Source organism: Bradyrhizobium iriomotense, assembly GCF_018130765.1.
Classification (GTDB): Bacteria; Pseudomonadota; Alphaproteobacteria; order Rhizobiales; family Xanthobacteraceae; genus Bradyrhizobium; species Bradyrhizobium iriomotense_A.
In genome coordinates this window covers 131,088-146,756 of the sequence record NZ_JAFCJZ010000005.1, presented here as the reverse complement: position 1 = coordinate 146,756, position 15,669 = coordinate 131,088, and the positions used below count along the sequence as shown (strand labels likewise).

General features: G+C 65.6%; 13 protein-coding genes. 3 read left to right on the top strand and 10 right to left on the bottom strand.

From position 1 onward, the window contains the following. Positions 1-5: 5 nt before the first annotated feature. The 6 genes from JQ635_RS11635 to JQ635_RS11610 form a co-directional block, all read right to left on the bottom strand. Entirely contained in the window at positions 6-1,238 is a 1,233-nt protein-coding gene (locus JQ635_RS11635; RefSeq protein WP_211409999.1) for a Zn-dependent hydrolase, read from the bottom strand. Beyond that, a complete protein-coding gene (locus JQ635_RS11630; protein WP_211409998.1) occupies positions 1,231-2,016 on the bottom strand; it encodes an ABC transporter ATP-binding protein in 786 nt (261 codons plus the stop codon). The genes JQ635_RS11635 and JQ635_RS11630 overlap by 8 nt, the downstream gene beginning before the upstream one ends. Then, positions 2,013-2,786 (bottom strand): ABC transporter permease, encoded by a 774-nt coding sequence (locus JQ635_RS11625; protein WP_211410219.1) that lies wholly within the window; start codon positions 2,784-2,786, stop codon positions 2,013-2,015. Before JQ635_RS11625 ends, JQ635_RS11630 begins: the two co-directional genes overlap by 4 nt. 67 nt (positions 2,787-2,853) lie before the next feature. Continuing rightward, entirely contained in the window at positions 2,854-3,798 is a 945-nt protein-coding gene (locus JQ635_RS11620; protein WP_211409997.1) for an ABC transporter substrate-binding protein, read from the bottom strand. A gap of 106 nt (positions 3,799-3,904) precedes the next feature. Beyond that, positions 3,905-4,633: a histidine utilization repressor gene (gene hutC / locus JQ635_RS11615; protein ID WP_211409996.1), complete on the bottom strand. Its 729-nt coding sequence runs from the start codon at positions 4,631-4,633 to the stop codon at positions 3,905-3,907. Next, positions 4,630-5,988 carry a formimidoylglutamate deiminase gene (locus JQ635_RS11610; RefSeq protein WP_211409995.1) on the bottom strand — a complete coding sequence of 453 codons (1,359 nt, stop codon included), beginning with the start codon at positions 5,986-5,988 and terminating at the stop codon, positions 4,630-4,632. The genes hutC and JQ635_RS11610 overlap by 4 nt, the downstream gene beginning before the upstream one ends. An 85-nt stretch (positions 5,989-6,073) precedes the next feature. On the opposite strand from JQ635_RS11610, the gene hutI reads away from it, so the two are divergent. The 3 genes from hutI to hutU are packed head-to-tail and all read left to right on the top strand — an operon-like array spanning position 6,074 to position 10,527. Continuing rightward, on the top strand, positions 6,074-7,288 hold the full coding sequence (gene hutI / locus JQ635_RS11605) for an imidazolonepropionase (RefSeq protein WP_211409994.1): 1,215 nt from the start codon (positions 6,074-6,076) through the stop codon (positions 7,286-7,288). Next, positions 7,285-8,844 (top strand): histidine ammonia-lyase, encoded by a 1,560-nt coding sequence (hutH, locus tag JQ635_RS11600; protein ID WP_211409993.1) that lies wholly within the window; start codon positions 7,285-7,287, stop codon positions 8,842-8,844. The genes hutI and hutH overlap by 4 nt, the downstream gene beginning before the upstream one ends. 12 nt (positions 8,845-8,856) lie before the next feature. Continuing rightward, positions 8,857-10,527 carry a urocanate hydratase gene (gene hutU / locus JQ635_RS11595; RefSeq protein ID WP_211409992.1) on the top strand — a complete coding sequence of 557 codons (1,671 nt, stop codon included), beginning with the start codon at positions 8,857-8,859 and terminating at the stop codon, positions 10,525-10,527. A gap of 7 nt (positions 10,528-10,534) precedes the next feature. On the opposite strand, the gene JQ635_RS11590 is transcribed toward hutU, so the two are convergent. From JQ635_RS11590 to JQ635_RS11575, 4 genes are all read right to left on the bottom strand, one after another. Continuing rightward, positions 10,535-12,544: a putative bifunctional diguanylate cyclase/phosphodiesterase gene (locus JQ635_RS11590; RefSeq protein WP_211409991.1), complete on the bottom strand. Its 2,010-nt coding sequence runs from the start codon at positions 12,542-12,544 to the stop codon at positions 10,535-10,537. Between the two features lie 292 nt (positions 12,545-12,836). Next, on the bottom strand, positions 12,837-13,721 hold the full coding sequence (gene blaBJP, locus JQ635_RS11585; protein WP_211409990.1) for a BJP family subclass B3 metallo-beta-lactamase: 885 nt from the start codon (positions 13,719-13,721) through the stop codon (positions 12,837-12,839). A 187-nt stretch (positions 13,722-13,908) separates the two neighbouring features. Further along, entirely contained in the window at positions 13,909-14,193 is a 285-nt protein-coding gene (locus tag JQ635_RS11580; RefSeq protein ID WP_211409989.1) for a TonB-dependent receptor plug domain-containing protein, read from the bottom strand. A gap of 63 nt (positions 14,194-14,256) precedes the next feature. Beyond that, positions 14,257-15,513: a hypothetical protein gene (locus tag JQ635_RS11575; protein ID WP_211409988.1), complete on the bottom strand. Its 1,257-nt coding sequence runs from the start codon at positions 15,511-15,513 to the stop codon at positions 14,257-14,259. Positions 15,514-15,669: the final 156 nt, after the last annotated feature.

Genomic DNA, 15,669 nt, shown 5'->3' with positions numbered 1-15,669 from the left:
GCCGCCTAGCCGCTGAGGATGCGCCGGCAGGCATCGACGAAGACCTGCGCGCCGGTGACGATATCGGCATCGGCGGTATTCTCGGTCCAGTGATGGCTGATGCCGCCGATCGACGGCACGAACAGCATGCCGGCCGGCATCACGGTCGAGAGCATCTGCGCATCGTGGCCGGCGCCGCTGGGCATGCGGATGGAGCGTCCGTCGGCAAGAGCCTTGCTCGCCGCCTCGATCGCATCCTGAAAGCTCGCGTTCATCATCGCGGGCGCGCCGGTGCGAATCTTCTCCACGGTGACGGAGCAGGGGCCCTTCGCGCTGGCCTCGTTCGCCATGGTCCGCAGCAACTCTTCCAGCCGTGCGATGACGGCGGGATTGTCATCGCGGATCTGGAATAACATCTCGGCACCGCCCGGAATGATGCTCGGCGCGCCCGGCTCGAGCGTGATGCGGCCGGTGGTCCAGACCGTGCGCGGACCGCACGCGGCCGGAAAACGTTCATCGATAGCAACGCAGAATTTTGCCAGCGCGAGACCGGCGTCCTTGCGCACCGCCATCCGCGTGGTGCCGGCGTGGTTCTGCTCGCCGGTGAAATTGATCCGGTATTGCCAGATGCCGACGATGGACGTCACGACGCCGATCGCGAGCTTGCCGCTTTCGAGCGTGTCGCCCTGCTCGATATGGGCTTCCAGATATCCGATGTGCCGTCCAGGTTCGACCGCGACACGTGCGCGTCCCGAGAGACCCATCTCGGCGAGGGCATCGCGCATGGCGCGGCCGCCGGTGCGATCGCGCGCGGCGTCGATCTCGGCCTCGGTCACCTGCCCGACATAGGAGCGCGAGCCGAGGAAGCTGCCGAAATGCCCCTCTTCGTCGCACCAGGCGGCGACTTCGACGGCGCCCTTCACGGAGGGATCGGCATTGAGCACGCGGGCGGCTTCGAGCGCATAGATGACGCCAAGCGGGCCATCGAGCCAGCCGGCATAGTTCTGGCTCTCCAGATGCGAGCCCGCCAGCAGCTTCCGCCCGGGCTTCGTGCTCGTTCCGAACACATTGCCGATGCCGTCGATCGCGGCCGAGAGGCCCGCGTCGGGCAGCTTCCGCACCAGCCAGTCCAGCGATTGCCTATGCGGCTCGGAAAAGGTCGGCTTGTGCACGCCGGTCTTGTAGGCGCCGATGGCGCGCAGTGCATTGAGGTCGGCGAGGACACGCTCGCCATTGGCGTGGGACTGGGTGTCAGGCATGTTCGGCAACCTTCAGCGCCTCGGTGCGGATTTCCTCGACCAGCCGCTCCTTCAGCTGGACGAATTCGGGCGTGGTCTTGATCTTGTACGAGCGTGGATGCGGCAGGTCCACGGTAATCTCGGCCTTGATGCGGCCGGGGCGGGCGCTCATGACAATGACGCGGCTGCCGAGGAAGATAGCCTCCTCGATGTCGTGGGTCACGAACAGCACTGTCTTCTGGTCACGCTCCCAGATCCCGAGCAGCATTTCCTGCATCAGGGCGCGGGTCTGGTTGTCCAGCGCGCCGAAGGGCTCGTCGAGCAAAAGGATTTTTGGATCATTGGCGAGCGCGCGGGCGATCGCGGTGCGCTGCTGCATGCCGCCGGAGAGCTGTTTGGGCCAATGGTTCTCGAAGCCGGACAACCCGACTTGGCGGATGAAGGCATCCGCGATCTTGTTTCGCTCCGCCTCGGCCACGCCGCGCTCGCGCAGGCCAAAGGCGATGTTCTCTCGCACGGTGAGCCATGGAAACAACGTGTAGGACTGGAACACCATGCCGCGATCGGCGCCCGGGCCGGTCACTTCGCGCCCGTCGAGCGTGACGCGTCCGCTGGTCGGGCGATCCAGGCCCGCAACGATGCGCAGCAGCGTGGACTTGCCGCAGCCGGACGGGCCGAGGATGGTGACGAAGTCGTTGTTGCCGATGGTGAGGTCGGTGGGCTCCAGCGCCCGCGTCGGCGCGTTGCCGTGGCGTGCAGGGAAGGTTCGCGAGACCTGTTCGACCTTGAGGATCGTCATGCGAGCCTCCACGGGAACAGCCAGGCGTTGAACGCCTTGAACAGGAAGTCGGAGACGAGCCCGATCAGTCCGATCACGATGATGCCGAAGATGATCTGGCCGGTGTTGAGCAGGGCCTGGCTGTCAGTGATCATGTGGCCGATGCCGGACGATGAGCCGATCAGCTCGGCGACGATGACATAGGTCCAGGCCCAGCCCAGCACCAGCCGCAGGATCTCCGCGATCTCGGGCGCGGAAGAGGGCAGCAGCACACGGCGGATGATGCCGCGGTCCCGGGCCCCCAATGTGTAGGCGGCCTCGACCAGGTCGCGCCGCGTCGCGCCGACCGTCACCGCGACCATCAGGATGACCTGGAACACCGAGCCGATGAAGATCACGAGCAGCTTCTGCAGTTCGCCGATGCCGGCCCACAGGATCAACAGCGGGATGAAGGCGGAGGCGGGCAGATAGCGCGCAAAGGACACGAACGGCTCGAGAAACGCCTCGATCGGCTTGTAGGCGCCCATCAGCACACCGAGCGGCACCGCGATGATCGCCGCGAGCACAAAGCCGCCGACGACACGCCAGATCGTCATACCGATGTCGTAGACGAATCCCTGCTTGGCCAAGAGGTCATAACCTTCCTGCACCATGGTCAGCGGGTTAGCGAGGAAGGTCTTCGACACATGGCCGCCGAAGGTCGCCCATGACCAGAGGGCGACGAACAGCACGAAGAACGCGAGGCCAAAGGCCACGCGCTGCCTCGATGTCACAGGGTCCAGGGGACGCATCAAACTGTCTATCCGAATAGTCATGCGCCGGCTCCGCCTTCCGGCGGAACCGGCAGCTTGCGAGAGGTTACTTGATGAAGCTCGCGTCGTAGAGGTCCTCGACCTTCGGCGCAGCCTTGATGATACCGACCTCGAGCAGGAGCTCGGCGGCCTCCTTGTTGAAGGTCAGGAAATCGCCGGCGAAGAACTTCTGGTTCGCGGCCTTGTCCTGCCAGCGCAGGTACTTGGCCGAGTTGCCGAACTGCTCGCCGGTCTGCTTCACGTCCGCGCCCATGATCTCATAGGCCTTGGCCTGGTCCTTGGCGATCATGTCGAGCGCCTCGAAATAGCTGTCGGCGAGCGCCTTGGCTGCCTTGGGATTCTCGGTGAGGAATTTCGGCGTGCAGCCGAAGGTGTCCATGACCATCGGATAGTCCAGCGTGGTCGCGATGATCTTGCCCTTGTCGGGCGCGGCACGCACCGTCGACAGATACGGCTCATAAGTCATCGCGGCGTCGTTCTGGCCGGAGACGAAGGCCTGCGCAGCCGCAGCCGGCTCAAGGTTGACGACAGTGACGTCCTTCACGGTGAGGCCGTTCTTCTTGAGCATCCAGGCCAGCGCGAAATAGGGCGAGGTGCCCGGCGCGGACGCTGCGACCGTCTTGCCCTTGAGATCCTTGATTGCGGCGATGTCGTTGCGCACGGCCATGCCGTCGGCGCCAAAACTCTTGTCGAGCTGGAAGATCTGCTTGGTGGCGACGCCGTTGGCGTTCCAGGAGATCCAGGTCTCGACCGTGGTGGCCGCGCACTGGATGTCGCCGGAGGCGATCGCAAGATGGCGATCCTTCTGCGGGATCTTCTTGATCGTGACGTCGAGGCCGTTCTTCTTGAAAATGCCGGCTTCCTTCGCCAGCGTCAGCGGCGCGAAGCCGGTCCATCCGGAGATGCCGACGCCGACCTTGACGTCGTCGGCGAGCACCGGAGTGGCGGTCGTAAGGGCAATGATTGTCGCAAATACTTTTGAACTACGCATGTTTGTCGTCCTCTTGCCGATCGATGGATTGACGTCCTGTTGATCCTTGTGGGCCCGCATGGGCCGTTGCCCGAAGCAGTGCACGAATTGTGCCGACATTCTCCCCTCAGCCTCCCTTGAATCGGGCGACAAGGCGGTGAGAGTCACCGGGATAGAGCAGGCGCACCGCGGTGATGGTGCGTGCGCTGCGCCAGGTGTAGCGGTCGATCACGAGGCAGGGCGCGCCGACGGCGATGTCGAGCGCTTCCGCCGTGCGATCGTCTGCAACGATGGCGCTGATCGTATGCTCGGCCTCGGTCCATGGGACATGGTGAAGCAGCCAGGAGCCGGGCGGCTCGCGCGAAAAATCGGCGGTCGCGGCATTCGGCACGGATGAGAGATCGATCAGCCTGTCCTCGACCGCGAACGGCACCTTGTCGGCGCTGTGCCGGCAGGTGATCGCGACCACCTTGCCGGCCTTCTTGACGCCGAGACGGTCGCGGTCGGCCGCGGTCGCCGCGCGCAGCTTGCGGCCGATCAGCTCGTAGCCGTAGGCGCGACCGAGCGCGGTGATCTCGGCGCGGATGTCGGCGATCTTGAGCACCGCCGACTGATGCTGCGGTCGGCGCACGAACGAGCCGGCGCGCCGCCGCCGCTCGATCAGATCGGCCTGTGCGAGCTCCGACAGCGCCTTGTTCACGGTCATGCGCGAACAGCCGTAGCGCGCGACCAGCTCATGCTCGAACGGAATGCGGTGGCCGGGCGGCCACTCGCCGGTCAGGATGCGCTTCTCGATATCGGCGCGGATGCGCTTGTACAGTGTCGGCTTGTCGGCAGCGTCGGCGGTGAGGCTCATGCGACGAGCCTCCGCACCGTGGCGTTGAAGCGTTCGCGTGCCGCCTGGCGCAGCCGATGCCGCCCGCCTTCCACGACCCTGTTGCCGCCGGCCCAGACGCAATCGATGGCAGCGCCGCCCGCGGCAAAGATCCAGCCGTCGATGACAGCGTCGTGCGTACGTCCCGCCAGCGACGGATGCGCGGTGTCGAGCGTGACGATGTCGGCGCGTGCGCCGGGCGCGAGGCCGACAGTCGGCTGCGCCAGCGCCCGCGCGCCGCCGGCAAGCGCATTGTCGAGCAGCGTGCGTCCGGTCGAGCGGCCTGCGCCGCCGGAAAGGACGTTGCGTTGACGGTGCTTCAGTCGCTGGCCGTATTCGAGCTGACGCAATTCATCGGCGGCGCCGATCAGCACGTTGGAATCGGTGCCGATGCCGAAAAGACCGCCAGCCTCGAGAAACTCGCGTGCCGAAAAAATGCCGTCGCCGAGGCTTGCTTCCGTGATCGGGCAAAGGCCGGCGACCGCGCCGGTCTTCGCGAACGCCGCGACTTCCTCAGTCGTCATATGTGTCGCATGAATGAGACACCAGCGCTGATCGACGGGGGCGCGCTCCAGCAGCCATTGCACCGGGCGCCGGCCCGACCAGGCCAGGCAATCCTCGACTTCCTTCACTTGCTCGGCGGCGTGGATATGCACCGGCCCGCCTTCGGCGAAGGAAATGATCGCGGTCAGCTCGTCCGGTGCCACCGCGCGCAAGCTGTGCGGCGCGATGCCGATATTGGCGCCCGGCAAGTTTGCGATGGCCTTGCGCGAGGCCGCCATCAATTCGGCGAACTGATCGACCGAGCAGATGAAGCGGCGCTGGCCGGCATGCGGCGCTGCGCCTCCAAATGAGCCATGCGCATAAAAACTCGGCAGGAGCGTAAGCGCAATACCGGAGGCCTCGGCAGCCTGCGCGATCCGCGCGGCCATCTCAGCGATATCGGCATAGGGCGAACCGTCGCGGTCGTGATGCAGATAATGGAATTCGCCGACGCGGGTAAAACCCTGCTCCAGCATCTCGACATAAAGCAGCGTCGCAACAGAAGCGACGTCGTCCGGCGTCATCGCCAGCGCAAAGCGATACATCGTCTCGCGCCAGGTCCAGAACGTGTCGGTGGAATCGCCGCGCAGCTCGGCAAGCCCCGCCATGCCGCGCTGGAACGCGTGGCTGTGCAGGCTCGCAAGTCCCGGAAGTGCGATGGCGTGGCGCTCGTCGCCGGCGGACGGCGCCACACCCGGCGTCACCGCCGCGATCGCGCCGGCGGTGACGACCACCTGCACGTCATTGGCCCAGCCCGAAGGCAGGAGCGCGGAAGCGAAATGCAGTCGGGACATGATGACACGCCGGCTGGACAGAACCGCCATACGATTATATGTCTAGACATATAAGTCAAGCATCCGACGGCGAATGGATACCCGCATGGCAGAGCGCTTCGACCGGATCTGGCACAATGCTCGCCTCGCGACGATGCGGGCCGATCGTCCCGATCTCGGCGAGATCGAGCATGGTGTCATCGCTGCGCGCGGCGGCCGCATCGTCTATGCGGGCGTGAAGGCGGATTTTCCTGCTGATGCTGACGCGATTGATCGGATCGATTGCGAGGGGCGCTGGATCACGCCGGGCCTCGTCGACTGCCATACCCATCTCGTCTATGGCGGCAACCGCGCGCATGAATTCGAGCTGCGCCTGAAAGGCGCAAGCTATGAGGAGATCGCGCGCGCCGGCGGCGGCATCGTCTCGACGGTGGCCGCGACGCGCAAGGCGAGCGAAGCCGAGCTCGTTGCAAGCGCGCTGCCGCGGCTCGACGCGCTGATCGGCGAGGGCGCCACTACGGTCGAGATCAAGTCCGGTTATGGCCTCGACGTTGAAACCGAGATGCGGCAACTCTCCGCTGCACGCAGCCTCGGCCGTCAGCGGCCGGTCGCGATCCGCACCTCCTTCCTCGGTGCGCATGCGCTGCCGGTGGAAGCCGATGGCGACAAGGATCGCTACATCGATCTCGTCTGCAAGGAGATGTTGCCCGCGGTCGCCAAGGCCGGTCTTGCCGATGCCGTCGATGCCTTCATGGAGGGCATCGCGTTCTCGGCAGAGCAGACCGCGCGGGTGTTCGAGACCGCGCGAGGGCTTGGCCTGCCTGTCAAGCTGCATGCCGATCAGCTCTCGAATCTCGGCGGCGCTGGGCTTGCCGCAAAATACTCCGCACTGTCGGCCGATCACCTCGAGCACACTGATGAAGCCGGCGCCGCCGCAATGGCGAAGGCCGGAACGGTGGCCGTGCTGCTGCCTGGCGCGTTCTACTTCATTCGCGAGACGCAGAAGCCCCCGGTCGAGGCATTCCGCAAGCACGGCGTTCCCATGGCGCTCGCGACCGACTGCAATCCCGGCAGCTCGCCGCTGACCTCGCTGCTGCTCGCGATGAACATGGGTGCGACACTGTTCCGGATGAATGTGGTCGAATGCCTTGCGGGTGTCACCCGTGAAGGCGCGCGTGCACTTGGTGTGCTGGACGAGACCGGCACGCTGGAAGGCGGAAAATGGTGCGATCTCGCGATCTGGGATATCGAGCGGCCCGCCGAGCTCGTCTACCGCATCGGCTTCAATCCGCTGCATCGGCGGGTGTGGAGGGCACAGTGACGGAGCAGGGCGCGGCGATCGTCGTCAAGCCGGGAACAGTGAGCCTCGACGATCTCGTGCGCGTGCTCGAAGGCGCCCCTGTCGTTCTCGATCCGTCATTCTGGCCGCGCGTGGAGGCGGCTGCGGAGATTGTCGCAAAGGCCGCGCAAGCTGATGCGCCCGTCTACGGTATCAATACCGGCTTCGGGAAGCTGGCCTCGAAGCGCATTCCGCCCGACCAGACCGCGCTGCTGCAGCGCAACCTCATCGTCTCGCATTGTTGCGGCATCGGCCCGGCGACGCCGGAGCCGATCGCCCGCCTGATGATGGCGATGAAGATCGTCTCGCTCGGGCGCGGTGCTTCCGGTGTCCGGCGCGATGTGATCGAGCAGCTGCAGGGAATGTTGGCACGTGGCGTCTATCCGCTGGTGCCGCAGCAGGGCTCGGTCGGGGCCTCCGGCGATCTCGCGCCGCTCGCACATATGACCGCGGTGATGATCGGCGAGGGGCAGGCGATCGTTGAGGGCAAGATCGTATCCGGCAGCGAAGCGCTCGCCGCCGCCGGTCTCGCGCCGCTGACGCTCGGACCCAAGGAAGGCCTCGCGCTGATCAATGGCACGCAGTTCTCGACCGCCTACGCCATATCGGGCGCGCTGCGTGCATTTCGTCTCACCCGTGCTGCGCTCGTGACCGGCGCGCTGTCGGTGGATGCTGCGATGGCCTCGACGGCGCCGTTCCGTCCCGAAATCCAGGCGCTGCGTGGCCATGCCGGCCAGATCGCCGCGGCCGCGACGCTGACGGCGCTGCTCGACGGCAGCGACATCCGCCTGTCGCATCTCGAAGGCGACGAACGCGTGCAAGATCCTTATTGCCTGCGCTGCCAGCCGCAGGTCGCAGGCGCCGCCATCGACCTGATCATGCAGGCCGCGCGGACGCTGATCGTCGAGGCCAATGCCGTCACCGACAATCCGCTGGTGCTGGTCGAGACCGGCGAGATCGTCTCCGGCGGCAATTTCCACGCCGAGCCGGTCGCCTTCGCCGCCGATGCAATCGCGCTGGCGCTGTCGGAGATCGGCGCGATCAGCGAGCGCCGCATCGCGACGCTGGTCGATCCCGCGCTGAATTTCGGCCTGCCGCCGTTCCTCACCCCGGATCCCGGCATCAATTCCGGCTTCATGATCGCCGAGGTGACGGCGGCCGCGCTCTATGCCGAGAACAAGCAGCGTGCGCTGGCGTGCTCGATCGACTCGACGCCGACCAGCGCCAACCAGGAAGACCATGTCTCGATGGCCGCGCATGCTGCGCGGCGCCTCTCCGACATGGCGGATAATCTCGCCGCCATTCTCGGTATCGAGCTGTTGGTCGCAGCTCAAGGCATCACCCTGCGCTCACCGCATGCGACGAGCGCGCCGCTCGCGGCCGTTATCGCCGCGCTACGCGAGCAGGTGCCCGCGCTCGGCGCCGACCGCTACATGGCAGGCGATCTCGCCAAGGCCGCCGCGCTCGTCGAGGCCGATGCGCTGCCAACCGTGGCGCTCACCAAGCTTTCAACCGATCCATTTCCGCGATTTGACTAAAGGGTGTTCCGCATGAACCGCCGACTGGACAATGACCGTACCATCCGCGCGCCACGCGGCAGCGACATCAGTGCCAAGAGCTGGCTGACGGAAGCGCCGTTGCGCATGCTGATGAACAATCTCGATCCTGACGTGGCGGAGCGTCCGAGCGAGCTCGTGGTCTATGGCGGCATCGGCCGTGCCGCGCGCGACTGGGAGAGCTTTGACCGGATCACGGCCGCCTTGCGCAAGCTCGAAGCCGATCAGACGCTGCTGGTGCAGTCCGGCAAGCCGGTCGGCGTGTTCCGCACCCATGCCGATGCGCCGCGCGTGCTGATCGCGAACTCCAACATCGTGCCGCACTGGGCGACGCTCGATCATTTCAACGAGCTCGATCGTCAGGGCCTGATGATGTACGGCCAGATGACGGCGGGCTCCTGGATCTACATCGGCAGCCAGGGCATCGTGCAGGGCACCTACGAGACCTTCGTCGAGGTCGGCCGTCGCCATTATGGCGGCAGCCTCGCCGGCAAATGGATCTTGACCGCCGGTCTCGGCGGCATGGGCGGGGCGCAGCCGCTGGCGGCGACCATGGCCGGCGCCTCGATGCTCGCGGTCGAATGCCAGCCGAGCCGCATCGAGATGCGCTTGCGCACCGGCTATCTCGACCGGCAGGCCGCGACGCTCGACGAAGCGCTCGCGATCATGGCGGACGCGGCAAAGACGCAGAAGGCGGTCTCGGTCGGCCTGCTCGGCAATGCCGCGGAGATTTTTCCGGAGCTGGTCCGCCGCGGCGTCAAGCCCGACATCGTCACCGACCAGACCAGCGCGCATGATCCGATCAACGGGTACTTGCCGAAAGGCTGGACGCTCGCCGAATGGGAGGCCAAGCGCGCCTCCGATCCGAAGGCGGTCGAGCGCGCCTCGAAGACGTCGATGGTCGAGCATGTCCAGGCCATGCTGGATTTCCACGCGCAAGGCATTCCGACGCTCGACTACGGCAACAACATCCGCCAGATGGCGCAGGACATGGGCCTGAAGAACGCCTTCGATTTCCCCGGCTTCGTGCCCGCCTATATCCGCCCGCTGTTCTGCCGCGGCGTCGGGCCGTTCCGCTGGGCCGCGCTGTCGGGCGATCCCGAGGACATTTTCAAGACCGACGCCAAGGTGAAGGAGCTGATGCCTGATGACAGGCATCTGCATAACTGGCTCGACATGGCGAGGGAGCGCATCAAGTTCCAGGGCCTGCCGGCGCGGATCTGCTGGGTTGGTCTCGGCGATCGTCATCGCCTCGGCCTCGCCTTCAACGAGATGGTGGCGCGCGGCGAGTTGAAAGCGCCGATCGTGATCGGCCGCGATCATCTCGACAGCGGCTCGGTAGCGAGCCCCAACCGCGAGACCGAGGCGATGAAGGACGGTTCGGACGCGGTGTCGGACTGGCCCTTGCTCAACGCGCTGCTCAATTGTGCCAGCGGCGCGACCTGGGTCTCGCTGCACCATGGCGGCGGTGTCGGCATCGGCTATTCGCAGCATGCCGGCATGGTGATTGTCGCTGACGGCACGCCTGAGGCCGCCAAGCGCATCGAGCGGGTGCTCTGGAACGATCCGGCCTCCGGCGTCATGCGCCATGCGGATGCGGGTTACGACATCGCGATCGACTGCGCCCGTGAGAAGGGGCTCGATCTGCCGAGCCTGGCGGAGTAGCCACGCCTCAGGCCACGTCCTTGGCTCCGGCGCCGCCGAGGCGCTGGCCTTCCTCCGCGAGGTAGTCGCCGATCGCGTCGCCCGGCATGGGCTTTGCGAAATAATAGCCCTGGATGAAGTCGCAGCCCAGGCGGCGCAGAGTATCGAGCTGAGCGCGCGTCTCGACGCCCTCGACGACGCAGGCGATCTCCATGTCGTCGCACAGACCCGTGAGCGACTTGATGATCTTGTGGCTCACCGGATTGTCGTTGATGTCGGCAACGAAGCTGCGGTCGATCTTGAGCTTGTCGAGCGGGAGGCGGTGCACGTGGCTCAGCGAGGAATAGCCGGTGCCGAAATCGTCCAGCGAAATGCCGCAGCCCATGGCCTTCAGCGTCGCGATCGACTGCTGCGCGCGCACGAAGTCGAACGTGACGGCGGTCTCGGTGATCTCGAAATCGATCCGGTGCGGCGGCAGCCCGCTCTTCTCGACGATGGTGATCAGCGGCAGGATGCCCTCGGCCGCGCAGACGTCGTGGGCGGAGAGGTTGAACGACAGGCGGATGTCGTCGGGCCAGGTCTTCGCCGTCGCGAGCGCGCGAACCAGCAGCGCCTGCGTCAGCGGCCGGATCAGGCCAATGCGCTCTGCGGCCGGAATGAAGTCGGCGGGCGAAACCAGGCCGAGGCGGGAGCTGTGCCAGCGCGCCAGAACCTCGAAGCCCGCAGTGTGCTCGCTCATGGCGTCCACGATCGGCTGGAACACCAGGTCCATCTCGGTACTGAAATCGGCGGTGCGCAGCAGGTTCTCGATCACGCCGCGGCTGCGGATCTCGGCCTCGAGCTCGCTCGAGAAGATCACGGTGCGGCCGCGCAGATGGCGCTTGGCGTGATAGAGCGAATAATCGGCGCATTCGTAGAGTGCCTCGGCCGTCGTTGCCGATTGCGGGAACAACGCAAAACCGATCGAGCAGGACAGCCCCGTATGGGCGGTGTCGAGCTGGTAGGGGAGCTTGACCTGGTCGCCGATGCGCTGGCCGAGCCGGAGCAGATCCGCATCATCGGGGTCGCCGCACACGACGAGGCCGAACTCGTCGCCGCCGAGCCGGGCGAATTCGACCCGCTGCGGACCAAAACCCTCGCAGACCTCGCGGATGCGCCGTCCGGCCTCGATCAGCACGCGGTCGCCGACCGAGTGACCGTAATTGTCGTTGATCGGCTTGAAGCCGTCGAGATCGATGATTCCGACCGCGACGCGAACGTTCCTGCGCGCGGCATCCGTGAAGGCACTCGATAGCTCGGCGAAGAAGCGGCGGCGGTTCGGCAGCTCGGTGAGGGAATCGAGATTGGCGAGGCGGAAATTCTCGTCCGAGAGCGCTTGCGTTGCCGCCTGCTGCGCCAGCAGCGACTTGCGGCTGGCGACGAGGTCGGCGAAGTCGCGATAGTAGATGACCAGCACCGTTACCATCGCGCCGGACACCAGCAAATTATTGACCGCAATCGCCTTCAGCGTCGGCTCGCCGGTGGCCCAGAAGAACAGCACATAGGGCACGTCGACGACCAGCGTCACGATCAGCGCCGCGGAGCGCAGATGCATCAGCGAGAAGATGCAGCCGATCACGGTGACGGCCATGTAGAAGGCGACCTGGCTCTTGGCGAAAGGATCGCCGTAAGGGAAGAGCGCGAAGGACCAGGCGGTGAAGCCCGCGCCGATCGGCAGGGTCATCCAGTTGGTGGCGCGCAGATTGCGCAGGATGTCGGCATCGCTGCGCACGAGATGACGCTGGCGCAGCCACCAGAAGGTACGCAGAGCCGCCAGCACGGTGAGCACGCTCGGCACGATCATCGTCAGCCAGTCGGGCGCCACGTTCACAAAGGTGTAGGCGACGGCGATCGTGTTGCTCATGAGGATGAAATAGAGCAGCGGGATCTGCTTGGAGAAGGCGTCGAACTGCGCGCGGGTCAGGTCCGGGTTGTCGGCCGGCACGCGAAACAGCCGCATCGCGGCGGCAAGGTGAGACTTCAAATCGACGACAGGCATTGCAATACGCGCCCCGGATCCCTTCAAAACGCGGGCGATCTTGCACGGCGGGGGTAAAGGGCGCGTTAGACGGGTTCCATGCGGAAAAGCCAGCGTAGGTTGCGCGCGACTGCATCAGTTCCGGTCGCGTGCATTGGTGAGGCCGCATTAACGATATGAGGCCGGGGAAGCGAGCCGTATCAACTACAAAGCGCTGTAGAGCCTTGGCTACACTTTGCTAACCATGCGCGCCGGCACGTCGTGTTGCCGCACCTCTCCCTCGTCGGGGAGAGGCGGGCAGCTCCTGATGGCGCTATTTCTTCTCCAGCGCCGCGGTCTGCTTGGCGAGTTGCTTGTCGAACTCCTGCGACAGGCCGGTCGCATAGGTCGCGAGCTCGCCCGGCTTGACGAACGGGTTCGGTGCGCCGTCCTTCATCTCCGCACGCTTGGCCTGCATTCCATAGACTTCCGGATGCGGTCCGAGCAGCACGTCGATCTTCATCGCCTTCACTTTGTCGTAGGTCGCGCGGTAGTCGTCGACGATGCCGGGATAGGTCGGCTGGCCGACCAGGCGGTTCAGCGCCACCGTGCCGCTACAGAAGAACAGCACCTCGCGGTCCTCCTTGCCGTCCTTGACGGTCATCTCCCAGCTGGTGCAGCCCGGCGAATGGCCGGGCGTTGCATGCGCCGTCAGCGTGGTGTCGCCGAGCGTGACCTTGTCGCCTTCCTTGACGGTGCGGTCGACCTTCACCGGGGGGAAGGTAAGATCCTCGTTCTTCTCGTCGCCCGGATAATAGCCGCCCTCCAGTAGTGATTTGTCGCGCTCGCCGGCGATGAGCTGTGCGCCGGTCTCCTTCTTGATCTCGGCGAAGCCGCCGGTGTGGTCGAGATGCGCGTGCGAGTTGAGGATGATCTTGATGTCGGCGACCTCAAAGCCGAGCTTGGCGATGTTGTTCTTGATCATGCCGGTCGATTGCGGCATCGCCGTATCCATCAGGATCAGGCCCTGCGAGGTCTTGATGACGTAGACGGCAATGCCGTCGGTGCCGACATAGTAGATGTTGCCGATGAGCTGGAACGGCTCGAACGGCGCCGTCCATTTCTTCATGGCGATTGCCAGGAAATCCTTGATGGTCTGCGCCTGCGCGCCAGTCGAGAGCAGGGCCAGTGCACACAGCGCGGCCGCGAGTCTTCTCATAGTTTGCCTCCCACAGTGTTCTTGTCGTTTTGGTCGGGCGCAGAGGTCGTGGCCCGGGCGGTGCGCAAGTTACGTCGTGGCTGGCGTTGAGGGCAACCGTCTTGTGTCCGCAAAAATTCATGGGCCGTGCGGGAATATCGACGCGTCTCGGGAATATCGACGCGTCTGCTGAAAGCGGAGCGGAAGCCTATCGCCCGATCGTCACGCCGGCGGTCGAGCGCATGGCGTCCCGCAGGCTTGTCGCCTTCATGTCGTCGAGGACTTCTCGCGTCAGCACCGTGGTCTGGCCCGGCGTGTTGAGGATCGTCTCGCCACGGGAGGACGAGAGCCGGTCGGCTTTGTAGCTCGCTGTGGCATCGGCGGCATGCGCCGTTGGCGGCACGTGACGCGGCCGTTTGCTGGACGCTGCAAAGGCTCCTTGCGAGAAGCAGAGGGCCGCGATGACGATCAATCGCAACGATGTCGTGGGCATGCGATCTCCCATATCCGGGGCGTCAGCCTAGCATATGGCGAGCATTGTTCGCAGGGAAAAGGATCAGGCGAGGGCGGCCTGACGTTCCCGCACGGGTTCACGACCCCGGTCCGGAACTCGCGGCTCGGCGAGCCGGGTGAAGCTGCGATGGCCCGCCTGCACGGGCGCCTCGACGATGACGCCCTCGCACACGATCTGTCCGCCGAGCATCCTGAATTCCAGCTTGTCGTAGCGCGGCATGGTCTCGCCGAGCGCGGGCGGCAGCAGCTCGATGCTGCCCTGGATGTTCAGCGCGGCATCGCCGGTGCCGTGAAGCCGCGGATTCCACATCCTGATGCCGGTCTCGGTCCAGCGCTGCCGGATCAGCGCGGCGCGATCAGCCGGTTCCGTGGGCTTGGCGCGAACTTTCGGTGTGCTGCGGACTTTTGGCGCAGGAGGCGCCAGGTCCTGCTCCGGCGCGATGTCCGTGGCGACGCCGGGCGTGTCGTCCGAAGAGCTCTCAATGGCGACTGCGACGACGGCCGGCGCAGGATCGTTCGCGGGAATCGGCTCGATCTCGATCGCGACGCTGGAGGTCGGCGCGCTGTCGATGCAGCTCTCGGAGACGTCCTCCACCGCGACTTCGCTGCCGGCAAGCGCGACGCAGAGCGCGTCTGCGACGGCGGGCTCGACATCAGCGGGAATGCCAGGGGAGTGATCGTCGTTGACGACGAGATCGAGGGCGTCAACCGGCGCGACCGCGACATCGACAGACACGACCTCGGTCTCCTCCGCGACGACAGGCTCGATGCCGGCCGGAAGCTCGGGAGATGGGTCGCTGCTGATGGCAATGGGCTCGGCGTCGATCGGTTCAGGCGCGGCGTCGACAGATACGCCCGCGGCTTGCTCGGTCTCGTCGGGCGCAACGTCAGCGGAAGCTTCCGCCGGCGGGGCGTTGTCGATGATGAGCTCGGGAATACTGGTCGGTTCGGGCGCGACGTCGACCGGCGAGATCGCAGCCTCGGCCACAACGACCGTCTCGGCTTCTGTCGGCGTCTCCCGGAATGAATCGTCGGTGTCGCTCACATCAGCCGGCGCTGCCGACGGGCTCTCCACGACGACAGAGGTCGCGGCTTCGTCCGCGGCGACCGTGGTGGCTGTGTCACTGGGCAGTAGATCGGCGCTGATGCTGACGTTCGGAGCCGGCGCGGTTTCCGCGTCATCGACGACGAGAGCAGGCGAGTTGTCTGCGGCAATCGTGGTGGCGTCGATGCCGCCGCCGTGCGGCGAGGGCCGAAGCCGGGTCAACGCCCATTTCACCGCAGGAATGCGGTGCAGCAACGATATCAGTCTCGAAAGCACTGGGAGTTGTCCAAGAGGTACTCGGCGTGAGGCAATCGCTGATTCGTCAGCAATGTGAAAAACTGCCCCGGCCGTCACACCGATGTCAATGCAGGTGGGACCAATTGCAGAACATGTGCGCGTCGCTGGCTAGCG